The 22,391-nt window shown below is 59.3% G+C and carries 21 protein-coding genes; 10 read left to right on the top strand and 11 right to left on the bottom strand.

The features are described from left to right. Positions 1-37: 37 nt before the first annotated feature. The gene (locus LOY56_RS08990; RefSeq protein ID WP_408980379.1) at positions 38-250 is read left to right on the top strand and encodes an AbrB/MazE/SpoVT family DNA-binding domain-containing protein; all 213 of its coding nucleotides are present in this window, start codon (positions 38-40) and stop codon (positions 248-250) included. 178 nt (positions 251-428) lie between these two features. After that, on the top strand, positions 429-1,355 hold the full coding sequence (tal, locus tag LOY56_RS08985) for a transaldolase (protein WP_258621132.1): 927 nt from the start codon (positions 429-431) through the stop codon (positions 1,353-1,355). Between the two features lie 224 nt (positions 1,356-1,579). Here the strand turns inward: tal and rssC are convergent, their stop codons facing one another. Both rssC and rssB read right to left on the bottom strand, forming a co-directional pair. Continuing rightward, positions 1,580-2,062: an anti-sigma factor antagonist RssC gene (rssC, locus tag LOY56_RS08980; RefSeq protein WP_007897104.1), complete on the bottom strand. Its 483-nt coding sequence runs from the start codon at positions 2,060-2,062 to the stop codon at positions 1,580-1,582. Further along, on the bottom strand, positions 2,062-3,243 hold the full coding sequence (gene rssB / locus LOY56_RS08975) for a two-component system response regulator RssB (RefSeq protein WP_258621130.1): 1,182 nt from the start codon (positions 3,241-3,243) through the stop codon (positions 2,062-2,064). The genes rssC and rssB overlap by 1 nt, the downstream gene beginning before the upstream one ends. Positions 3,244-3,520: 277 nt before the next feature. On the opposite strand from rssB, the gene LOY56_RS08970 reads away from it, so the two are divergent. Continuing rightward, a complete protein-coding gene (locus LOY56_RS08970; protein WP_258621129.1) occupies positions 3,521-3,820 on the top strand; it encodes a PilZ domain-containing protein in 300 nt (99 codons plus the stop codon). A gap of 72 nt (positions 3,821-3,892) precedes the next feature. Here the strand turns inward: LOY56_RS08970 and LOY56_RS08965 are convergent, their stop codons facing one another. Continuing rightward, on the bottom strand, positions 3,893-4,582 hold the full coding sequence (locus LOY56_RS08965; protein WP_258621128.1) for a VacJ family lipoprotein: 690 nt from the start codon (positions 4,580-4,582) through the stop codon (positions 3,893-3,895). 201 nt (positions 4,583-4,783) lie between these two features. Here LOY56_RS08965 and LOY56_RS08960 point away from each other — a divergent pair, with 201 nt between their 5' ends. Beyond that, entirely contained in the window at positions 4,784-5,404 is a 621-nt protein-coding gene (locus LOY56_RS08960; RefSeq protein WP_258621127.1) for an HAD family phosphatase, read from the top strand. 110 nt (positions 5,405-5,514) lie between these two features. Beyond that, the gene (locus LOY56_RS08955; protein ID WP_205889667.1) at positions 5,515-5,778 is read left to right on the top strand and encodes a DUF4404 family protein; all 264 of its coding nucleotides are present in this window, start codon (positions 5,515-5,517) and stop codon (positions 5,776-5,778) included. Between the two features lie 181 nt (positions 5,779-5,959). Here LOY56_RS08955 and queF read toward each other — a convergent pair whose 3' ends face one another. Both queF and LOY56_RS08945 read right to left on the bottom strand, forming a co-directional pair. Beyond that, complete coding sequence (queF, locus tag LOY56_RS08950; protein ID WP_258621126.1) at positions 5,960-6,790, bottom strand: NADPH-dependent 7-cyano-7-deazaguanine reductase QueF; 831 nt, start codon at positions 6,788-6,790, stop codon at positions 5,960-5,962. A 61-nt stretch (positions 6,791-6,851) separates the two neighbouring features. After that, complete coding sequence (locus LOY56_RS08945; protein WP_258621125.1) at positions 6,852-7,379, bottom strand: cupredoxin family protein; 528 nt, start codon at positions 7,377-7,379, stop codon at positions 6,852-6,854. Positions 7,380-7,533: 154 nt separating this feature from the next. On the opposite strand from LOY56_RS08945, the gene LOY56_RS08940 reads away from it, so the two are divergent. Next, the gene (locus tag LOY56_RS08940) at positions 7,534-8,214 is read left to right on the top strand and encodes a heavy metal response regulator transcription factor (protein WP_258621124.1); all 681 of its coding nucleotides are present in this window, start codon (positions 7,534-7,536) and stop codon (positions 8,212-8,214) included. After that, positions 8,214-9,560: a heavy metal sensor histidine kinase gene (locus LOY56_RS08935; protein ID WP_258621122.1), complete on the top strand. Its 1,347-nt coding sequence runs from the start codon at positions 8,214-8,216 to the stop codon at positions 9,558-9,560. The genes LOY56_RS08940 and LOY56_RS08935 overlap by 1 nt, the downstream gene beginning before the upstream one ends. Positions 9,561-9,678: 118 nt before the next feature. Here LOY56_RS08935 and LOY56_RS08930 read toward each other — a convergent pair whose 3' ends face one another. The 3 genes from LOY56_RS08930 to LOY56_RS08920 form a co-directional block, all read right to left on the bottom strand. Continuing rightward, a complete protein-coding gene (locus LOY56_RS08930) occupies positions 9,679-10,923 on the bottom strand; it encodes a lipoprotein-releasing ABC transporter permease subunit (protein WP_258621120.1) in 1,245 nt (414 codons plus the stop codon). A 65-nt stretch (positions 10,924-10,988) separates the two neighbouring features. Then, complete coding sequence (gene lolD / locus LOY56_RS08925) at positions 10,989-11,672, bottom strand: lipoprotein-releasing ABC transporter ATP-binding protein LolD (protein ID WP_258621119.1); 684 nt, start codon at positions 11,670-11,672, stop codon at positions 10,989-10,991. A gap of 7 nt (positions 11,673-11,679) precedes the next feature. Beyond that, positions 11,680-12,930, bottom strand: coding sequence for a lipoprotein-releasing ABC transporter permease subunit (locus LOY56_RS08920; protein WP_258621118.1), 1,251 nt, complete (start codon positions 12,928-12,930; stop codon positions 11,680-11,682). A 94-nt stretch (positions 12,931-13,024) separates the two neighbouring features. On the opposite strand from LOY56_RS08920, the gene LOY56_RS08915 reads away from it, so the two are divergent. Together LOY56_RS08915 and LOY56_RS08910 are read left to right on the top strand one after the other, a co-directional pair. Next, the gene (locus tag LOY56_RS08915) at positions 13,025-13,606 is read left to right on the top strand and encodes a PilZ domain-containing protein (protein ID WP_258621117.1); all 582 of its coding nucleotides are present in this window, start codon (positions 13,025-13,027) and stop codon (positions 13,604-13,606) included. Between the two features lie 13 nt (positions 13,607-13,619). Then, positions 13,620-14,342, top strand: coding sequence for a glycerophosphodiester phosphodiesterase family protein (locus tag LOY56_RS08910; RefSeq protein ID WP_258621116.1), 723 nt, complete (start codon positions 13,620-13,622; stop codon positions 14,340-14,342). Positions 14,343-14,384: 42 nt separating this feature from the next. Here LOY56_RS08910 and sthA read toward each other — a convergent pair whose 3' ends face one another. The 3 genes from sthA to LOY56_RS08895 form a co-directional block, all read right to left on the bottom strand. Beyond that, positions 14,385-15,779: a Si-specific NAD(P)(+) transhydrogenase gene (gene sthA / locus LOY56_RS08905; RefSeq protein WP_105346766.1), complete on the bottom strand. Its 1,395-nt coding sequence runs from the start codon at positions 15,777-15,779 to the stop codon at positions 14,385-14,387. Positions 15,780-15,986: 207 nt separating this feature from the next. Then, positions 15,987-16,931 carry an FAD:protein FMN transferase gene (locus LOY56_RS08900; RefSeq protein WP_408980355.1) on the bottom strand — a complete coding sequence of 315 codons (945 nt, stop codon included), beginning with the start codon at positions 16,929-16,931 and terminating at the stop codon, positions 15,987-15,989. 191 nt (positions 16,932-17,122) lie between these two features. After that, positions 17,123-18,586 (bottom strand): glyceraldehyde-3-phosphate dehydrogenase, encoded by a 1,464-nt coding sequence (locus LOY56_RS08895; protein ID WP_258621115.1) that lies wholly within the window; start codon positions 18,584-18,586, stop codon positions 17,123-17,125. A 354-nt stretch (positions 18,587-18,940) separates the two neighbouring features. Between LOY56_RS08895 and mfd the strand changes: the two genes are divergently transcribed. Beyond that, positions 18,941-22,390, top strand: a complete 3,450-nt coding sequence (gene mfd, locus LOY56_RS08890; RefSeq protein WP_258621114.1) for a transcription-repair coupling factor — start codon at positions 18,941-18,943, stop codon at positions 22,388-22,390. Position 22,391 lies beyond the last annotated feature (1 nt).

The raw sequence follows: 22,391 nt of genomic DNA, 5'->3' as shown, positions 1-22,391 counted from the left end.
TCTTTCGTAAGGCGAAACGGAGTAATCATCTGTGGCAATGGCCACGCTGACCTCTAAAGGACGGATCACCCTTCCAGCCGAGCTGCGCGCCCCACTGGGGCTTCGCGCCGGTGATCGCGTTCAGTTTGTTTCGTTAGAAAATGGCAGCTTTGAAATCGTGGCCGTCACTTGTTCGGCCCGGGCGCTCAAAGGTCTAATCCGCAAACCGGTACGCATCAAGGACATGGCCCAGGCCTGCCCAGCACGTTAACCGTCACTTGCGTTGAACCTGCTCCCCATTTCAGCATCGTATCTACCGATACCACGCCCCGCCTTTCAAACATCCGTTTTCAGGATGTTGCCGCTGGGGCCGTCGATACACGTACACGCCCTTGAGTGGCTGCAAGCGCTCGGGTAATGTCATTGGACCCATAGGACAGAGCACACTCATGACTTCCAAGCTGGAACAACTCAAACAAATGACCACCGTGGTTGCCGACACCGGCGACTTCGAAGCAATCGCTCGCGTTAAACCCGTGGACGCTACCACCAACCCTTCCCTGCTGCTCAAAGCGGCAGCCATTCCCGGTTATGCCGAGTTGCTGAACGCTTGCGTTCACGACTGCAAGGGCGATGTGGGCTTGGCCAGCGACCGTTTTGGCGTTGCGGTAGGGCAAGAAATTCTGAAGGTTGTACCGGGTCGTATTTCCACTGAAGTGGATGCGCGCCTGTCGTTCGACACTGACGCCGTATTGAAGCGTGCGCACCGTCTGATCGACCTGTACGACAAGGCCGGCGTTGGCCGTGACCGTGTGCTGATCAAGATCGCTTCGACCTGGGAAGGCATCCGCGCTGCCGAGAAGCTGGAAAAGGAAGGCATCCAGACCAACCTGACCTTGCTGTTCTCTTTCGCTCAGGCTGCGGCTTGTGCTGACGCTGGGGTTTTCCTGATTTCGCCGTTCGTGGGTCGTATTTACGACTGGTACAAGAAAGCCACCGGCAACGACTACACCGGCGCGGATGATCCGGGCGTGCAGTCGGTGACGCGTATCTACAACTACTACAAGGCCAATGACTACAAGACTGTGGTGATGGGCGCGAGCTTCCGTAACCTGAATCAGATCGAGCAGCTGGCTGGGTGTGATCGTCTGACCATTAGCCCGGATTTGCTGGAGAAGCTGGCGGCGGATACTGGCAAGCTGGAGCGCAAATTGGCGCCGGGGCATGCCGGTGAAGCGCGTCTGAGCTTGAATGAAGCGCAGTTCCGTTGGTTGTCTAACGAGGATGCGATGGCGACCGAGAAGCTGGCTGAGGGGATTCGTCAGTTTGCTCGGGATCAGGAGAAGCTTGAGGCGTTGTTGCAGGCCAAGCTGTGATCTAAGTTCATCGCAATGCCAAAAGGGCGAACCTTGGTGGGTTCGCCCTTTTTTGTGCGCGTTTGGTAGCGGGGATTGGGTTGGCTTCGCGCTGGTGGCCGTGGTGGGTGTGCGGACGCCTTCGCGGGCAAGCCTCGCTCCTACAAGGGATTTGTGGTGGGTCGCGGTGGCGTGTTTGCGCGGGGTTAGTGTGGGATCAGACTGACCCACACCGCCTCAGGGAATCAGTGCCGCTCCAGCGCATTCACCAGATCATGGAACGCTTCACGGTTGGAGTCGTTCAGGCCCATGAGGATTTTATGCGCCTCGAGGACTTTGACGCGCACCACTTCTTCGGACTGGTCCTGGTCTGGCAGGTCGGTCAGGCATTCAGGGCATGGGATCGGACGGTCAACGATGTTGAACACTTGCTCGAAGCCCATGGACTGCAGCAGACGGGTGATGTCTTCGTGGGTGGTGACGACGGTCGGCAGCAGGCCGACCTTTTGCCGCGACAGGATCGACAGTTTGGCCAGCAGGCCCAGGGTGGTGCTGTCGATGCTGCGGGTTTCGGTCAGGTCGATCACGATGGCGTTGAAATTCAACGCCGTGAAGATCCGCTCAATAGTCGCATCCAACGCCGAACACAGGGTCAGGCGAACTTCACCGACGAATTTCAGGACGAAGGTGCCATCCTGCTCGGCGAACTGGATTCTACCGGTACTCATTAAAGATTCCTGCTCAACACCAACAGGGCGATATCATCCGGCATCTCCCCTAGCGTGGCCAATCCAAAAACCTGGCGCAGACCATCCAGGCTGCCGCCCGCTGCCTTCACCCGTTGAGGTAAAGCAGCTTCTTTATCTTTGAGTGTGGGTTCTGGCAAAAGGTCCAAAATGCCATCAGACATCAGCGTCAAGCTGAACACTGGCGGCAATTCCAGCACGTGGTCTTCGTAGGAGGCTTCATTGAAGAGGCCCACCGGCAAACCGCGCCCTTCCAGGTAACGAACACTGTCTGGCGTGTACAACACAGGCAACGGCAGATGACCGCCGATGCTATAGGTCAACAAACCGGTCTCCTCGTCGATGACTCCACCGACCATTGTGACGTGCTTACCCAGCTTACAACTGATCAGGCCCCGGTTGATATGACCAAGAACCTCTGAAGGCTTGAACTCTGGCAATGTGCCGTTGCGCTTGGACTCGAACAGCAAGCGCGTAGTCATGAACTTCAGCAGTACGGTGACGAAGGCTGAAGAGGCGCCATGACCGGAAACGTCTGCCAAATAGAACGCTACCCGACGCTCGTCGACCCGAAAATAGTCGACGAAGTCACCCGACAGGTAAAGCGACGGGATGATCTGGTGCGCAAACTGGAACTCGTTGATGTTCCAGGGGCTGACCGGCAGCATGTTCATCTGCACCTGGCGACCGGCGTTCTGGTCTTCCTGGAGCAGGTTCAGGCTGGCTTCGAGCTCGCGGTTGGCCTTTTCCAGCTTCTCGCGATAGCGCTGGTTTTCCAGCAGCAGACGCGCACGATCCAGGGCCCGGCGCACGGAGTGCTCGAGTACGGCCAGATCTTCGAGAGGCTTGATCAGGTAATCCGCCGCGCCCAGGCGCAGGGCCTCGACCGCGTCGTTCATCACACCGGCGCCAGACACCACGATGACCGGTGTTTGCGGCGACAGCTCGGTGACCTGGCGAATGAGTTCGAGTCCGCCCATCTGCGGCATGCGCAGATCGCAGATGACCAAATCGGGCTTGTCTTGCTCGAATACCTGAAGACCCTGCTGGCCATTGCTGGCCTGCAGGACACTGAAACCACTGTCTTCCAAGTAGGCCGCGAGGCTCGCGCGCACTACTTCGTCATCATCGATTATCAGCAGCGTGGCACTGGTTTTTGGCATGTGGGCAAACGGCGCCAGAATTAGGTTGGCGTAGCAGGCTGGGCATTTGGCCCTGCTCACACTACTGGATTCGCTTTCTAGCCTCTCTGACTGCACTGTTTTCGAGCGTTTGCCCTACTCACACGTCCACCAAAGGTGCCCTTCTAAGGCGCAGACGGTACTCCCATCCGCGAGGCGTTTCAAGCTCACGCCGATGGTCGCTTGACGTCTTTACTTGTCAAATCACCGAGAGTTATAAGAACAGGTAAAACCTTAACCCAAAGGAAGGATCGAGCCCATGAGCCAAACTGATCGGGACTACAGCGAAAAGCGCGATTTCATCCGCATGAGGGTCGATGCCGATGTGGCGCTGATTCATGAGGGCGATGAAGTGCCAGCCGTCTGCATCGACCTTTCCAGCAGCGGTATGCAGGTTGAGGCGCCACGTTTATTCAAGGTCGGTGACCGACTCAGTGTGCGGATTGATTCCGATCATGCGGCGCTAAAAGGCCTTGAGGCCGATACCGAAGTGGTGTGGGCGAAAGCACAGGACGATGGTCATCAGAAACTCGGGCTTACAATCCTGAAGATGAAATAACCCGATTTAACCCGCAAGCCAAACGAAAGAAGGCGGCCAAATGGCCGCCTTCTTTCGTTTTAGCGGTCGAGATTAAAAATCGTCTTCGACCTGGCCGTCCTTGACTTTGAATTCGCGGTTTTGCAGGTAGGCATTACGAATAAAGGTGTATTTGTCGCCACTGACCAGTTTCTCGGCCGATAACAGATTGGCGCGGGCATCGACGATGTTCAGGCCGAAGATCGAGTTACGCACCGGCACGTCGTGGATATAGCGGTATGGACCGGTGTAACCGTCGACATACTTGGAAGGCGCATCACGCAAGGTGCTTGGGCCCAGGAACGGCAGCATCAGGTATGGGCCGCTGCCCACGCCCCAGTAACCGAGGGTCTGGCCGAAGTCTTCGTCGTTGCGATGCAGGCCCATGTGGGTGCCCACGTCGAAGAAGCCCAGCAGACCGAAGGTGGTGTTGAAGATCAAACGCGCGGTGTCGACGCCAGCCGCGGCGGGCTTGGCCTGCAACACGTCGTTGGCGAGGTTGGTCACATCGCCGACGTTGCGGAACATATTGTGGATGCCGTCTTCCAGAAACTGCGGCGTGACGAACTGGTAGCCCTGAGCCAATGGCTTCAGTGCGTAGGTGTCGACAAAGTCGTTGAACGTGTAGATCGGGCGGTTAATGCTTTCCCAAGGGTCTTCTTCCGTGGCAGCCTGGGCCGCGAACGGAACCAGCAATACACTGGCACACATACAAAGCTGAGCGAGATGATTGCTCCAGCGCATAGAGAAACTCCTTGGATTCGTACTGGCGCGGGGGCTCGGCCCAAGCGCAAAGGCCGCTAGTATATGACGGAAAACCCGGTTTAGGCAGTATCGCGCGCGATGGCCTATGGATGATTCATTTGGCTGCGCGCCATTCATATCCGTGTCACTCAACTGTCACCGTCCACGAATAGCCTTGTCACTATTTCAAGGATGGTTGACATGCCACGCGCCGAAGCCTCGCCTCTCATCGCACCCCGCCTGACCGCTGTACTGTTCGGCCTTAGTGGATGTCTGGTGGATTTCGGCGCACGCACCCGCCAAGCCGGCACACTGACTGCCGAGCATGCCGAAGTCACGCTCGGCGCTCTGGATAGCCTGTCCAGCCTGCAGCGCCAACAGATCCCTTGCGCCTGGCTCGATGAACTGCCCCCCGCCCTTAGCCACTCTCTGGCCGCAGCACTTCCGGACTGGATCAAACCTTTGCAACACCCGGCAACAATCAATCCATGGCCGGCGCCGAATGCCTGCTGGCAAGCCTTGATGGCGTTGAATGTCGAACGCCTGGACGGCTGCGTGCTGGTCAGCGGCGAGCCACGGCTGCTGCAATCGGGCCTGAATGCCGGGTTATGGACCATTGGCTTGGCGTCCTGTGGCTCGCTATGCGGGTTGGCGCCGAGCGAATGGCGAGCCTTGAGCCAGAAGGAACGGGAACACTTGCGCGGCAAGGCGACGGTGCAGCTGTTCGGCCTGGGCGTGCATTCGGTGATCGATCATCTGGGCGAACTCGACACCTGCCTGGCCGATATCAACCTGCGCCGACTCAAGGGCGAAAAGCCCTGACCGAGATCATGCAGGTTGCCCGAGAGTGGATTAATCTAAAGGTCAGCCATAGACCTTTGGCGCGCCACCGCGGTCTATGCCAGTGCCTATCGATAAAAGGAAGAACGCCCATGCCTGCCCGCGAACTGCAAGAACAGCTCAACAAACTGCGCGAGCAATTGGAACAGAATCCACCGCTTTCCGAAGCCGAGCGCGCTGATCTGCACGCGCTGATGCAACAGATCGAACTCGAACTTGAGCTCGAAACCAAAACCCAGGACACCAACCTCGCCGACAATGTGAACCTGGCCGTCGAGCGCTTCGAACTTGAACATCCCACCCTCGCTGGCACCTTGCGCAACATCGTGCAAGCCTTGGGCAACATGGGGATCTGAATCTGCCAGATGCAAAAAAGCCCCACTATCGATAGCGGGGCTTTTTGGTTTCCAATCGTTGAGTTATCGGGCGCCTGGAATTGCGCCAAGATCGCAGCCTGCGGCAGCTCCTACATTGGGACGGCGTACACCCTGCAAGAGCTGCCGAAAGCTCGGGCCGCGCTCGGACGATCTTTTGAACTTACTGGCGGACCAGGCGATGGTTCGGCAGTTGCACATCTTCGGTGCTGCGATACGGGTTGATGTCCAACCCGCCACGACGCACATACCGCGCATACACCGTCAATTTCTCCGGTTTTAGCAACCGCTGCAGGTCGAGGAAAATCCGCTCCACGCACTGCTCATGGAAGTCCGAGTGCTGACGAAAACTCACGATGTATTCCAGCAAACTCGCATGATCCAGCGCCGCGCCGCGATACTCCACCGCTACGCTGCCCCAATCCGGCTGGCTGGTGACCGGGCAGTTGGATTTGAGCAAATGGCTGTGCACGGACTCTTCAATAATGAGCGACTCATCGCACCGCAGCAGTTCCGGACGCGGATGCTCATAGTTGCTGACGCTGATGTCCAGGTCATCGATGCACACACCCGGCAACGCCACGACGCCTTCTGCTTCAACTTCTTTCAGGCTGCGAATCCGCACGCCCACCGGTTTGCCGGCAGCGGCCGAGAGGTCTTTCGCCAGCGTTGCTTCAAGGCTTGCGATGTCGGCAAACGCTGTTTGGTTCAGCGAGTTGAGGTACAGCTTGAACGACTTGGATTCGATGATGTTCGGCGAATCCGCCGGAATGCTGAATTCGCCAATCGCCACCACAGGCTTGCCGGATGGCAACAGCCACGACAGTTCGAAGCAGTTCCAGAAGTCCACACCCTTGTACGGCAGGGTTTCAGCCGTCAGGCCCAGCTCGGCCCATTTCGCGGTGCGCGGGATCGGGAACAGCAAGGACGGTGTGTAGGTGGCGATGTATTCGCTGGATTTGCCCAGCGGCGAATGTTCGGCTGCGGGATGCATGGCGGAAACCTGACTGAAGAATCAGCGGATTCTACCAGCCTTTGCTCCCGCCTTTGAGTGCTTACTGACTGACTGTCAGTTTGCCGACCATACCGGCCTGATAGTGGCCGGGGATATTGCAGGCAAACTCCAGATTGGTGGCCTTGGTGAAGGTCCAGGTCAGCTCGGCGGTTTTGCCCGGCTCCACCAGCACACTGTTCGGGTCATCGTGTTTCATCCCATGCCCTTCGGAAGAATGGCCCATGGACCCGTGGTCCATGGCTTTCATGCCTGTAGGCATCAGCATGCCGTTTTGCTGCATCTGGAGCATTTCCTGCTGGTGCCGGGCATGCATTTGCGCGTCGCCGAGGTTGAATTCGTGCAGTAACTGGCCTTTATTCACCAGTACAAAACGCACGGTTTCTCCGGCCCTGATATCAATCGCCTTCGAAGTGAAGGACATATCTCCCATCACCACTTCAACGCTACGGGTAACCTTGGTCGCTGCCGCCGGTTGACCGAAGTCGTAGGAATGCGCCGGTGAAGCCTCCAGCCCCAGGCTCAGAGTCAGCAAGCAAGCGGCCAGTGCCAGACGATTTTGCAAAAACATAGTCGCGCTCCAACAAGATGAGGTTCAGCTTGTGGGAGACTCTAAGCTGCGGGTACTGCCAACCACCTGACAGACAAATTACAACTTTGTCAGGTAGGCCTGCTTCGCCGCCGCCCACGGTATAACGCACCTGTTCCAATTGCCCGAGTCGCCCATGAAACTGCTGATTGTTGAAGACCAAGCGAAAACCGGCCATTACCTGCGTCAGGGCCTGACCGAGGCCGGATTCACCACCGAACTGGCGGCCGACGGCAACACCGGTCAGCAACTGGCGCTGAGCGGCGATTACGCCTTGTTGATTCTCGATGTGATGCTCCCCGGACGCGATGGCTGGCAGATTCTGCAAGCGGTGCGCGGCGCAGGCCTCGACACACCGGTACTGTTTCTTACAGCCCGAGACGCAGTGGAGGACAGGGTCCACGGCCTGGAACTGGGTGCCGACGACTATCTGGTCAAACCGTTCGCCTTCTCCGAACTACTGGCCCGGGTACGCAGCCTGCTGCGTCGCGGCAGCGCCACACCTCAGGAAACCAGCCTGCAACTGGCCGACTTGCGCCTGGACCTGATCCGCCGGCGGGTCGAGCGCAACGGTCAGCGCATCGACCTGACCGCCAAAGAATTCGCCCTGCTGGAAATGCTCCTGCGGCGCCAAGGTGAAGTTCTGCCCAAGTCGCTGATCGCTTCCCAGGTGTGGGACATGAATTTCGACAGCGACACCAACGTTATCGAAGTGGCGATCCGTCGTTTGCGCCTGAAGATCGACGACGATTTCCCCAACAAGTTGATCCACACCGTGCGCGGCATGGGCTACGTCCTTGAAGAGCGCCCCGCCTGATGCGTCGGCTTTCTTTGAGCAGCCGCCTGGCCCTCCTGTTCGCGGCCTGCACCGCGGTGGTGTCGTTGTTCGCCGGGGTGTTATTCAGCCGCGCCAGCGAGGCGCACTTTGTCGAGCTGGACCAGCAGTTGCTCGACGGCAAACTGATTGGTTTGCGCCGGGCGCTGGAGGACATTCAATCCAGCGAAACCGAGGCCAGACTGGCCGACGAATTGAGCCGACAAGCCGATCTTTCCCTGCGCATCACTGGCAGCGATGGCCAACGCTTGTACGACAGCTCGGACCGTTTACCCAAAGACTTGCCGCGCCAGCCCGGCCTGTCGACAGTGAGCGACGACGGCACCGACTATCGCGTCCTGAATGCGCCGCTGTTCCTCGACAAACCCGATTCACCGCAACTGACTCTGCTGCTGGACATCACCCATCACCAGCACTTTCTGCAGCGCATGCAACACCTGATCTGGCTGACGGTCGGCCTTTCGGCCCTGGCCACCGCCCTGCTCGGTGCCTGGGCGGCGCGCAGTGGTTTACGCCCGTTGCGACGCATGAGCGCGGTCGCCAGCGGTGTTTCGGCGCAATCGCTCAACGCGCGCCTGCCGGAAGCAGACATGCCGCCAGAACTCGCGGAAATGGCCCACAGCTTCAACGCCATGCTCGGACGCCTCGACGACTCTTTTCAGCGACTCTCGGCGTTCTCCGCCGACATCGCCCATGAACTGCGCACACCGCTGTCGAACCTGCTGACCCACACCCAGGTCACCCTCACCCGCCCTCGCCCCCTCGAGGATTACCGCGAAGCGCTGCACAGCAACCTCGAAGAACTGCAATGGATGGCGCAACTGGTCAACGACATGTTGTACCTGGCCAAGGCTGACCATGGCTTGCTGATGCCCAAGCGCGAAGCGCTGGAACTGGCGGAAGAAGCCGATGTGCTGCTGGAGTTTTTTGCGCCGCTGGCCGAGGACGCTCAGGTGAAGTTGAGTCGTGACGGCAGCGCGCGTATGCAGGGCGACCGCAGCATGCTGCGTCGGGCGCTGTCCAATTTACTGGACAATGCACTGCGGTTTACCCCGGTCGGCGGCGAGGTTCGGGTGCGGATTATCGAGCAGCCGACAGGCTTGAGCCTGACCGTTGAAAACAGTGGTGAAGGGATTTCTGAAGACTTGTTGCCGCGTTTGTTTGACCGTTTCTACCGGGCAGACCCGGCGCGTCATGAAGGCAGCAGTGAGCATGCGGGGCTGGGATTGGCGATCACCCAGTCGATCATCCGCGCCCATGGCGGGCAGATTCGTTGCGAATCGGAAAACGGGTGGACACGGTTTGTGATTGAGTTGCCACGAACCTGAGCGTTCCCACGCTCTGCGTGGGAACGCAGCCAGTGACGCTCTGCGTCACATCAAGAGCCGAACGCAGAGCGTCCGTTGAGGCATTCCCACGCGGAGCGCGGGAACGATCATTGGGGACTTACGAATACCGCAACGCCGTAGCCGGCTCCACTTTCGCCGCCCGCCACGCCGGATACACCGTCGCCAAAAAGCTCATGATGAAACCGGCGGAACAGATCAACAACACATCCGCGCCCTGCAGCTCCGACGGCAAGTTACTGACAAAGTACACATCGGAACTGAAGATGTGCTGCCCGCTGACCCGCTCCATCCAGCCCACCAGTTCACTGACGTTCAGCGCTGCGATCACGCCCAGCACGCCGCCAATCAAGGTACCGACAACCCCGATCACCGTGCCCTGCACCATGAAGATCGCCATGATCTGCCGAGGCGTCGCGCCGATGGTGCGCAGGATTGCGATGTCCGCGCCCTTGTCGTTCACCACCATGATCAGGGTGGCAATGATGTTGAACGCCGCCACCGCGACGATCATCAGCAACAGCAGGCCGATCATGGTTTTTTCCATCTTCATCGCGCTGAACAGACTGCCCTGGGTGTGGGTCCAGTCGTCTGCCTTGTAGGCGGCGCCCAGGCCGGCCGCGATGTCGCTCGACACTTGCGGCGCGGCGTACAGATCCTTCACCGCCAGCCGCACGCTCTGCACCTGATTCGGCTGCCAGTGTTGCATCTGCGCCGCATCGGCGAGGTGGATCAGCGCCATGGAGCCGTCCAACTCGGCGCCAACTTTGAACACGCCAACCACGTTCAGTCGCTGCATGCGCGGGGTAATCCCGCCCGGTGCGCTGCTGATTTCCGGCACGATCAGAGTGATCTTGTCGCCGACATTCAAGCGAAAACGCCGTGCGGTGATCTCACCGATCACCACGCCAAACTCGCCCGGCTTCAAGGCGTCGAGACGCCCCTGAACAATGTGCTTGGCAACGATCGAGACCTTGCCTTCCAGCGCCGGGTCGACACCGCTGACCTGGATCGGCTGCATCGTGCCCTTGTAGGACAGCATGCCTTCCATTTCGGTGAACGGAACCGCCGCCGTCACTTCAGGATTCTTCATCGCCGCGGCGGCCACTGGCCGCCAATCGTCGATAGGGTTCACGCCGACAATGGTCGCGTGGGGCACCATGCCGAGGATGCGCGAGCTCATTTCGCGCTGGAAGCCGTTCATCACCGACAGCACCACGATCATCGCCAGCACGCCCAGGGCGAGGCCGATCATCGAGGTCATCGAGATGAAGGAAACAAAGCGATTGCGGCGCTTGGCGCGGGTATAGCGCATGCCGATAAAGATCGATAACGGTCTGAACATTCGCTGGGGCACCGTATAAAAATAAAAGACCCGACGCACTGTTCGGTGCGCCGGGTTTCGGCCAATCAGATGGGTGTCAGGTAACCTTCCTGCAAATGCAGGACGCGATCCATCTGGCGAGCCAGGTTCATGTCGTGAGTCACCACCAGAAACGCGGTACGCATCGAGGTGCTGAGTTCCAGCATCAAATCCTGAATGCCTTGGGCGGTGTGGGAGTCGAGGTTGCCGGTCGGCTCGTCGAGCATCACCAGGCCTGGTTTGTTCACCAGGGCACGGGCGATGGCCACACGCTGGCGTTCGCCACCGGACAATTCCGCCGGTTTGTGCTCCAGACGATGGCCCAGCCCTACCCGCTCCAGCAACGCCGTTGCACGCTGACGCGCTTCCGGGATCGCGGTTTTACCGATCAGCAACGGCATGCAGACGTTTTCCAGCGCGGTGAACTCAGGCAGCAAGTGGTGGAACTGGTAAACGAAACCCAGCGACCGATTGCGCAGCAGGCCACGGGCCTTTTCGTTCAATGCCGACAGCTCTTCACCGGCCAGCCAGACGCTGCCCTTGGTCGGCGTATCGAGACCGCCCAACAGGTTGAGCAAGGTACTTTTGCCCGAACCCGAGGTACCGACGATCGCCACGCGCTCACCTGGGTGCAACTCCAGTTGCAGACCCGCCAGAACCTCTACCGATTCCGGGCCTTCCACGTAGGACCTGCCAAGGTTGCGGCAGCTCAAAATTGCTTTATCACTCATGCCCGACTCACTCATAACGTAGCGCCTCCGCAGGCTGGGTGCGCGCGGCACGCCAGGCTGGATACAGGGTGGCGAGGAAACTCAGAACCAACGCGGCGGCGCAGACCATCAACACGTCCTGGCTCTGCACTTGCGACGGCAGGTAATCGATGAAATACACGTCGGCGTTCAGGAATTTGTGGCCGATCAGCCCTTCAAGGGCCGAAATCGCGGCGCTGACGTTGAGCGCGGCGAAGATCCCGACCACAGCGCCGATCAGCGTACCGACCACGCCAATGACCGTACCCTGGACCATGAAGATCGCCATGATTGAACCCGGCGTGGCGCCAAGGGTGCGCAGGATCGCGATGTCGCCCTTCTTGTCGTTCACCACCATCACCAGCGTGGAAATGATGTTGAACGCCGCAACGGCGACGATCAGCAGCAACAGCAGGCCGATCATGGCTTTTTCCATGCGGATCGCCTGATACAGATTGCCGTGAGTGCGAGTCCAGTCGCGGGCGTAATACTTGTCTTCGCCAAGTTGCTGGGCGATGGTCCATGCGACGCGTGGCGCCTGGAACAGGTCGTCGAATTTCAAGCGCAGGCCTTGGACCTGATCCGGCTTCCAGCGATGCAGCTTCGCCAGATCCTGCAGGTTGGTGATGCCCAGATACCCGTCGATCTCTCCCGCACCGACATGGAAGATGCCGACCACGGTAAAGCGTTTCATGCGCGGGAACATCCCGGCCGGGGTCACGGTGACTTCCGGCGCGACAAATGTCAGCTTGTCGCCCACCGCAGCGCCGAGCTTGGCCGCGGCCTTGTCGCCGATGACAATGCCGAAACTGCCAGGCGCCAGGTCGTCGAGTTTGCCCTGCTGCATGAAGTTGTCAATGATCGACACCTGCCGCTCCTGCACCGGGTCGATGGCATTGAGCAGCACTTTGGAGACCTTGCCGTTGTTGGTCAGTAGACCCTGCATCTGGACGAAGGGCGCAACCGCCGTCACCTGCGGGTTCTGCTTGACCTTGGCGGCCAGGCTTTGCCAGTCGCTGATCGGCTCACCGGACTCGATGGTCGCGTGGGGCACCATGCCCAGCACGCGGGTGCGCATCTCATGATCGAAGCCGTTCATGACCGACAGTACGACAATCATCACGACCACGCCAAGGGCGAGTCCGATCATCGAGGTCAGGGAAATGAATGACACAAAATGATTGCGACGCTTTGCACGGGTATAACGCGTGCCAATAAATACGAAGAGAGGTCTGAACATGTCGGGGCTTGTTCGGAGGGAAAAGGAACGTCCTTGTGGCGGGGGTCGATAACCAGCTTTACACTCAGACCACCGCCGCTACCATGGGTTCGCCATGTCGACATTAGATGAAGTAGATCGCCGCGAATACTACCGTATCGAGGACACGATCGCACTGGAAATTCGGCCCCTGTCCGCTCCCGAAGCCGCAGGCCAGGAAGTGTTGCAGGATGCTTCCCCACTGTTCAACCTGCTCAGCGAACTGCACCTGAGCGAATTCGAGTCGCAACACCTGCTGCGCCAGATCAGCGAACGCGACCGGACCATCGCCGCGTTCCTGAAATCCCAGAACAAACGCATCGATCTGCTGAGTCAGGTGGTCGCCCTGACGGTGCTTGGACAGATCGGCGAGCCGCAGCCAGTGATCATCTCCGAAGGGGGCATCGATTTTCAGTATCCGACGCCCATCGCCACCGGCGCGCACCTGTCGGTGAAACTGGTGCTGATGCCGCAAGCCCTTGGCCTGTTGCTGCGAGCCCGTGTCACCCATTGCGACCGCAAGGGCGACGGCTACGACATTGGCACCGAGTTCGAATACCTGTCCGATGCCCAGCGCCAAGTGCTGGCCCGTTACATCTTGCAGCGACAGGCACAAGAACGACGCCTGGCGCGCGAACAAAACGAATCAGGCATTTAATTAAGGAAGAACCGTGACTCTCATCTACGGCCATCGCGGCGCCAAGGGCGAAGCACCGGAAAACACCCTGACCAGCTTTCAGGAATGCCTCAAGCACGGCGTACGCCGTTGCGAACTGGACCTACACCTGTCCAGGGATGGCGAGTTGATGGTGATCCACGACCCAACCCTCAAACGCACCACCGAGCGTCGCGGCAAAGTGGTCGAACATACCGCCGCTGAACTGGTGACTTACGACGCGCGCAAGGGTGGCCCGGGCTGGATCAAACCCTGCCCGATCCCAACGCTGGAGGAACTGTTCGAGAAATGCGATTTCGAGCACTGGCAGCTGGAAGTCAAAAGCGCTTCGCGCACCCGTGCTGCAACCACCGTGCTGGCAATTCGCGAAATGGCGCAGCGTTTCGGTATGCGGGACAAGATCACGATCACCTCGAGTTCACGCGAAGTATTGAAAGCCGCGCTGGACCTCGTACCGGACGTATCTCGCGGCTTGGTGGCCGAGTACGCCTGGCTCGACCCGTTGAAGGTCGCGCAAAACTACGGCTGCGAGATGCTGGCGCTGAACTGGACCCTGTGTACGCCGGAACGCCTGCAGAAGGCGCAGCGTCAAGGGCTGCATGTGTCGGTATGGACAGTCAACGAGCCCGCGCTGATGCGCAGACTCGCCGACTTCGGCGTTGACAGCCTGATTACAGACTTTCCCGGTTTGGCCATCGCCACGCTCGAGAATTGCTGAAATCGGTCTCCCCGGCCGGCTCAGGCCACCGGCCGGAGCCGCTCAAAAAAGCCGGTTGAGGCCATCGTACGCCGCTACCCGATAGGCTTCGGCCATGGTCGGGTAGTTGAACGTCGTGTTGACGAAGTACTTCAGGGTGTTCTGTTCGCCCGGTTGGTTCATGATCGCCTGACCGATGTGCACGATCTCCGACGCCTGATAACCGAAGCAGTGAACGCCCAGCACTTCCAGCGTATCGCGGTGAAACAGGATCTTCAGCATGCCTTGCGGCTCGCCGGCGATCTGCGCACGTGCCATGCCCTTGAAGAACGCCTTGCCCACTTCGTACGGCACCTTGGCCTGAGTCAACTCCTGCTCGTTCTTGCCGATCGAGCTGATCTCCGGAATGGTGTAGATGCCGGTTGGCACGTCGTTGACGAAGCGCCAGCTGCCATTGTCGACAATGCTGCCAGCGGCCGAACGGCCCTGGTCATGGGCGGCACTGGCCAGACTCGGCCAGCCGATCACGTCACCGGCACCATAAATGTTCGGTACGCAGGTGCGGTAGTTCTCGTCGACTTCGATCTGGCCACGGCTGTTGACCTTCACGCCGATATTTTCCAGACCCAGCGCGTCGGTGTTGCCGGTACGGCCGTTGCACCAGAGCAAGGCATCGGCCTTGATCTTCTTGCCGGATTTCAGGTGCAGGATCACGCCATTGTCCACGCCTTCGACGCGATCGTAGTCTTCGTTGTGGCGAACCGTGATGTTGTTGTTGCTGAAGTGGTAACTCAGGGCCTGGGAAATTTCCGAGTCGAGGAAACTCAGCAACTGACCGCGGTTGTCCACCAGCTCGACCAGCACACCCAGACCACTGAAGATCGAGGCGTATTCGCAACCGATCACGCCAGCGCCGTAAACGATGAGTTTGCGCGGGGTGTGGCCGAGGCTGAGGATGGTGTCGCTATCGTAGATACGCGGGTGATGGAAATCGATGTCCGCCGGGCGATAAGGACGCGAGCCGGTGGCGATGATGATGTGCTTGGCCACCAGTTTTTCGACCACACCGTTGGCGCAGACCACTTCGATGGTTTGCTCGTCGGCGAAGCTGCCGGTACCGAAGAACACGTCGACACGGTTACGGGCGTAGTAGCCGGTGCGCGAGGCGACTTGTTTGGAGATCACTTTTTCGGCGCTTTTCAGAACGTCCGGGAACGAGAACCAGCGCGGCTCACCAATCGCCCGGAACATCGGGTTGGTGTTGAACTGCATGATCTGTCGGACCGAGTGACGCAAGGCTTTGGACGGGATGGTACCCAAGTGGGTGCAGTTGCCGCCGACCTGGCGACGACTATCGACCATCGCCACCTTGCGTCCTGCTTTGGCGGCATTCATTGCCGCGCCTTCTCCCGCCGGGCCGGAACCCAACACCACCACGTCGTAGTTGTAGACAGCCATGCATACTCCTCAGAACAGGCCGCGGCGCCCTCGGCACCGGCGGCTAAATCACGCCGATCTGCGGCGTGAAGGAACAATTTGGGGCCAGTGCAGAACCCGGACACAGTCTATAGAAGCGTCAACGCCGCGCACATTACCCCTTGGTCGCGTCATAGGCTAGTTTTGCCTGCACTACAACGCCATCGAAAAATGCTTTTGCTGCCGTAATCACTTGGTTTTCCCACCCGCCAGGCGTTCAAAAGCCTGATTGCTGCGTGTGACAAAACCTGTATCGGCACGAATCACAAAGAATGCAGCAATGTCATGGATTTGGGCATAGTCCCAAGCCCGTTCAGGACCGAGAATCAGCAACAGCGTCGATAGGCCATCGGCCATTAACGCTGAAGGATGAATCACCGTGACTGACGCCAAGGTGTGTAGGACCGGAGCGCCGGTGCGGGCATCGAAGGTGTGGGAATAGCGCTGGCCGTTCTGCTGAAAATAATTTCGGTAGTCGCCGGAGGTGGACACACCGTAGCCGTCGACGGCGATGATTTTTTGCGCGATTTGCTGATCATCCCGAGGTTCTTCCAGGGCTACGCGCCACGGTGAGCCATCGAGCTTTTTACCGACAGCCTTGAGTTCACCGGTGACTTCAGCAAGGTAGTCGTGGATGCCCAAGGCTTCGAGTTTTTCGGCAATCGTGTCGACCGCATAACCGGCAGCGACGCTGTTGAAATCGACCTCGACCGCAGCATCCTTGCATAACTGACCACCGTCGATACGCAAGTGGGTGTAGCCGACGCGTTGCCGCACCTGCGCGATCGCTTCCGCGCTCGGGACTTTTTCCTCACGCGCCTGCGGACCGAATCCCCAGAGATTGAGCAGCGGCTCCACCGTCAAGTCGAAGGATCCGTCGCTTAGCGAAGACAGCCGCTCGCCCATGCGGACCAATTCAAGGATCGGCGCAGGCATGGTCTGACAGCGGTTGGCGGGAAGCACGTTGAAGCGTTCGATATCGGAGTCGCTGCGATAGGTCGACATTTGCTGATCGACGTCAGCGAGGATTTTTTCAACCTGGACGCGGATTTCTGCCGGGGCGGGAAGTCCGGCATGGCGCACATATTTGATCGAAAAGGTGCTGCCCATGGTCGGGCCACCGAAGCTCTCCATCGAGTCACCACTGCCGCAGCCGGATAAGGCGCCTATCAGGACAACAACACCGCACCATCGCCATTTCAACAAACCCTGCCCTCCCAGAAACCACGCCAAGACCGGCCATTATGCACCCGCCCTCTTGTAGGACCACCCACAAACAAAAACGCCCCGATCAAAGTCGGGGCGTTTTTATTGGAGGCTAAGGCTTAGCGCGGGAACGCTGGCGGGTTTACACCGGCCATGTCTTCCATCACGCGAACCACCTGGCAGCTGTAACCGAACTCGTTGTCGTACCAGACGTACAGAACAACGCGATTGTCCTGGACGATGGTCGCTTCAGCGTCCACCACGCCTGCGTGGCGCGAGCCAACGAAGTCGGTGGAAACCACTTCCTGCGAATTGACGTAGTCGATTTGCTTGTGCAGATCGGAGTGCAGCGCCATGTAGCGCAGATACTCGTTCATCTCTTCACGGGTGGCGGCTTTCTCAAGGTTCAGGTTGAGAATGGCCATCGACACGTTCGGCGTCGGAACGCGGATCGCGTTACCGGTCAGCTTGCCGGCCAGCTCAGGCAGCGCCTTGGCGGCAGCGGTGGCAGCACCCGTCTCGGTGATAACCATGTTCAGCGCGGCGCTACGGCCACGGCGATCACCCTTGTGGAAGTTATCGATCAGGTTCTGGTCGTTGGTGTACGAGTGAACGGTTTCGACGTGACCGTTGATGATGCCGAACTTGTCATTCACAGCCTTCAGCACCGGCACGATGGCGTTGGTGGTGCAGGAAGCGGCGGACACGATCTTGTCGTCAGCAGTGATTTCACCATGGTTGATACCGTGAACGATGTTCTTCAACTTGCCTTTGCCAGGCGCGGTCAGAACAACGCGGTCGATACCCGGGCAGGCCAGGTGCTGGCCCAAGCCCTCGGCGTCACGCCATACACCGGTGTTGTCCACCAGCAGCGCATTTTTGATGCCGTATTGGGTGTAGTCCACTTCGGTCGGGTTTTTCGCGTAGATAACCTGGATCAGGTTGCCGTTGGCGGTGATGGTGTTGTTGGCTTCATCAATGGTGATGGTGCCATTGAACGAACCGTGCACCGAGTCGCGACGCAGCAGGCTGGCACGCTTGACCAGATCGTTCTCGGCGCCCTTGCGGACAACGATGGCGCGCAGACGCAGGCCGTCGCCACCACCGGTTTTCTCGATCAGGATGCGCGCCAGCAGACGGCCGATACGACCGAAGCCGTACAGGACAACGTCGGTGCCGGTACGGCCGGAACCATTCTGCTTGCCGACCACATCGACCAGTTCGTCACGGACGAACTCTTCGGCGGTACGGCCATTGCCTTCGGCCTTGAACTTGACGGCCAGCTTGCCCAAGTCTACTGAAGCAGCACCGAGCTTGAGCTCGCTCATTGCCTTGAGCAGCGGGAATGTTTCGTGGACGGACAATTCGCTGTCATCGGACTGGCGATGGCGAGCAAAGCGGTGAGCTTTGAGAATCGCGATGACAGACTGGTTGATCAGACTGCGGCCATAGATCGAGCTCACCACGTTGTTATTGCGGTAGAGCTGACCGATAAGCGGAATCATCGCTTCTGCGAGTGCTTCACGGTCGATCCATTCACCAAGACACTGGTCGGGCTTCTGAGTCACGGGAACCTTCCACATGTAGGGGCAGAAAAAAGGGGCTACATTATGCCGCCGAGTGCCTCCCGTAGCAATGTGCACCTGTCGCACGATCGGTAACAAAATTCCGTTCAAAAAAATCACGCCCTGCGCCAGCCCAGTAAAACCGGGGCTTTCAGCGCAGTCAATTTTTCGACGATAACGATGCCGTGTACGTAACCCTCCGTAACACCGAGCGGTTTTGGCACTACATTTTCAGTAATAAATCGCCAGTTTTTGTCATTACCACTACATTTTGCCCAACCTGTGTATATAGACACAGTCTGCAACTGACAGCCGGCACCCGAGACCGTTACAATCGTCGACTTTGTCGCAACGCTTGGAGCTCAACCTTCCGTGCCCGTTCTGCGTCTACCGCTTCTCCCTGCCGCGGCAGGTAAACAGCACTGGGGCAACCTGCCCGGTGCCGCCCTGAGCCTGGCCATCGCCGAGGCCGCCAGCGCTGCCAAGCGCTTTACCCTGCTACTGACCGCCGATAGCCAGAGTGCTGAACGGCTGGAACAGGAGCTGAGTTTCTTCGCCCCGGATTTGCCTGTCTTGCATTTCCCCGACTGGGAAACCCTGCCCTACGACCTGTTCTCGCCACACCAGGACATCATCTCTCAGCGCATCTCCAGCCTGTATCGGTTGCCGGAGCTGGAGCATGGCGTGCTGGTCGTGCCGATCACCACGGCCCTGCACCGCTTGGCGCCGACCAAATTCCTGCTCGGCAGCAGCCTGGTGCTGGATGTCGGCCAGAAGCTCGATGTCGAGCAAATGCGCAGCCGGCTTGAGGCCAGCGGCTATCGTTACGTCGATACTGTTTATGAGCACGGCGAATTCACCGTGCGCGGCTCGCTGATCGATCTGTTCCCGATGGGCAGCAAACTGCCCTTCCGCATCGATCTGTTCGACGACGAAATCGAAACCCTGCGTACCTTCGATCCGGAAAACCAGCGCTCCATCGACAAGGTGGACACCGTTCGCCTGTTGCCGGCGCGGGAGTTCCCGCTGCAAAAGGATGCGGTCACCCGTTTCAAGGCGCGCTTTCGCGAGCGTTTCGATGTCGACTTCCGTCGCTGCCCGATTTTTCAGGATCTGAGCAGCGGGATTACACCGGCCGGTATTGAGTACTACTTGCCGCTGTTCTTCGACGAAACTTCCACGCTGTTCGATTACCTGCCGCAGGACACGCAAGTGTTTTCCCTGCCCGGCATCGAGCAGGCGGCAGAAAACTTCTGGAACGACGTGCGTAATCGCTATGAAGAGCGTCGCGTCGATCCGGCCCGTCCTTTATTGCCGCCGGCCGAGTTGTTCCTGCCGGTGGAAGATTGCTTCGCTCGCCTGAAAAACTGGCCGCGCGTGGTCGCCAGTCAACAGGACGTGGAAACCGGCGTCGGTCGCGAGCGCTTCCCCGCTCGGGAGCTGCCGAACCTGGCCATCGAAGCCAAGGCCACCCAACCGTTGGCGGCGCTGGCCGGTTTCCTCGACGAGTTTCCCGGTCGCGTGCTGTTTACCGCCGAGTCCGCGGGCCGTCGTGAAGTGTTGCTGGAATTGCTGGAACGCTTGAAGCTGCGACCGAAAACCGTCGACAGCTGGCCGGACTTTGTTGCGAGCAAGGAGCGCTTGGCGATCACCATCGCGCCGCTCGACGAAGGTCTGTTGCTGGACGATCCAGCCTTGGCCCTCGTCGCTGAAAGTCCCTTGTTCGGTCAGCGCGTGATGCAGCGCCGTCGCCGCGAAAAACGCGCCGATGCCAACAACGATGCAGTGATCAAAAACCTCACCGAGCTGCGCGAAGGCGCACCGGTGGTGCACATCGATCACGGTGTCGGCCGCTATTTGGGGCTGACGATCCTGGAAATCGACAGCCAGGCCGCCGAATTCCTGACCCTTGAATATGCCGAGAACGCCAAGCTGTACGTCCCGGTAGCCAACCTGCACCTGATTGCCCGCTACACCGGCAGCGATGATGCCTTGGCGCCGCTGCACCGCCTGGGCTCCGAGACCTGGCAGAAAGCCAAGCGCAAAGCCGCCGAACAGGTGCGCGACGTGGCCGCCGAGTTGCTCGACATCTATGCCCGTCGCGCCGCTCGCGAGGGTTATGCCTTCGCCGACCCGAAAGCCGATTACGCGACCTTCAGCGCCGGTTTCCCGTTCGAAGAAACCCCGGACCAGCAGACCACCATCGAAGCGGTGCGCGCCGACATGCTCGCGCCGAAACCGATGGATCGCCTGGTCTGCGGCGACGTCGGCTTCGGCAAGACCGAAGTGGCGATGCGCGCGGCGTTCATCGCCGTGCATGGCGGCCGTCAGGTAGCGATTCTGGTACCGACCACCCTGCTCGCCCAGCAACACTACAACAGCTTCCGCGATCGCTTCGCCGACTGGCCAGTGAGCGTGGAAGTGATGAGCCGCTTCAAGTCGGCCAAGGAAGTCAGCGCCGCGGTCGCGGACCTGGCCGAAGGCAAGATTGACATCGTCATCGGCACGCACAAGCTGCTACAAGACGACGTAAAGATCAAAAACCTCGGGCTGGTGATCATCGACGAAGAGCACCGATTCGGTGTTCGTCAGAAAGAACAGCTCAAGGCACTGCGCAGTGAAGTCGACATCCTGACGCTGACCGCCACGCCGATTCCGCGCACGCTGAACATGGCGGTATCGGGCATGCGTGACCTGTCGATCATCGCCACGCCACCGGCCCGTCGTCTGTCGGTGCGCACGTTCGTCATGGAGCAGAACAAGAGCACGGTCAAAGAAGCCCTGCTCCGTGAGTTGCTGCGTGGCGGTCAGGTCTATTACCTGCACAACGACGTGAAAACCATCGAGAAATGCGCCGCCGACCTCGCCGAACTGGTGCCGGAAGCACGGATCGGCATCGGCCACGGGCAGATGCGTGAACGCGATCTCGAACAAGTGATGAGCGACTTCTACCACAAGCGCTTCAACGTGCTGATCGCCTCGACCATCATCGAGACCGGCATCGACGTGCCGAGCGCCAACACCATCATCATCGAGCGTGCCGACAAGTTCGGTCTGGCGCAGTTGCACCAATTGCGTGGCCGCGTCGGTCGCAGCCACCACCAGGCGTATGCTTACCTGCTGACACCGCCGCGCCAGCAAATCACTCCCGACGCGGAAAAGCGCCTCGAAGCGATCGCCAATACCCAGGACCTCGGCGCGGGCTTTGTGCTCGCCACCAACGACCTGGAAATCCGTGGCGCCGGCGAGCTACTGGGCGACGGTCAGAGCGGGCAGATCCAGGCAGTCGGTTTCACGCTGTACATGGAAATGCTCGAGCGCGCGGTGAAGTCGATCCGTAAGGGCGAACAGCCGAACCTCGACCAACCGTTGGGCGGCGGTCCGGAAGTCAATCTGCGTGTACCGGCGTTGATTCCCGAGGACTATCTGCCGGATGTTCATGCTCGATTGATTCTCTACAAACGCATTGCCTCGGCCACCGATGAGGAAGGTCTCAAGGACCTGCAAGTGGAGATGATCGACCGTTTCGGCCTGCTGCCTGAGCCGACCAAGAATCTGGTGCGGATCACGGCGCTGAAATTGCAGGCTGAACAACTGGGCATCAAGAAAGTCGACGGCGGTCCGCAAGGCGGTCGAATCGAATTCGCGGCCCAGACCCCGGTCGACCCGCTGACACTGATCAAACTGATCCAGAGCCAGCCCAAACGCTACAAATTCGAAGGCGCCACGATGTTTAAATTCCAGGTGCCAATGGAGCGCCCGGAAGAGCGTTTTAATACCGTAGAGGCGCTGTTCGAGCGCCTCATTCCGACCACTGCTTGAA

This window comes from Pseudomonas sp. B21-048 (assembly GCF_024748615.1).
Lineage (GTDB): Bacteria > Pseudomonadota > Gammaproteobacteria > Pseudomonadales > Pseudomonadaceae > Aquipseudomonas.
This window is presented reverse-complemented; position numbering and strand designations above follow the sequence as displayed.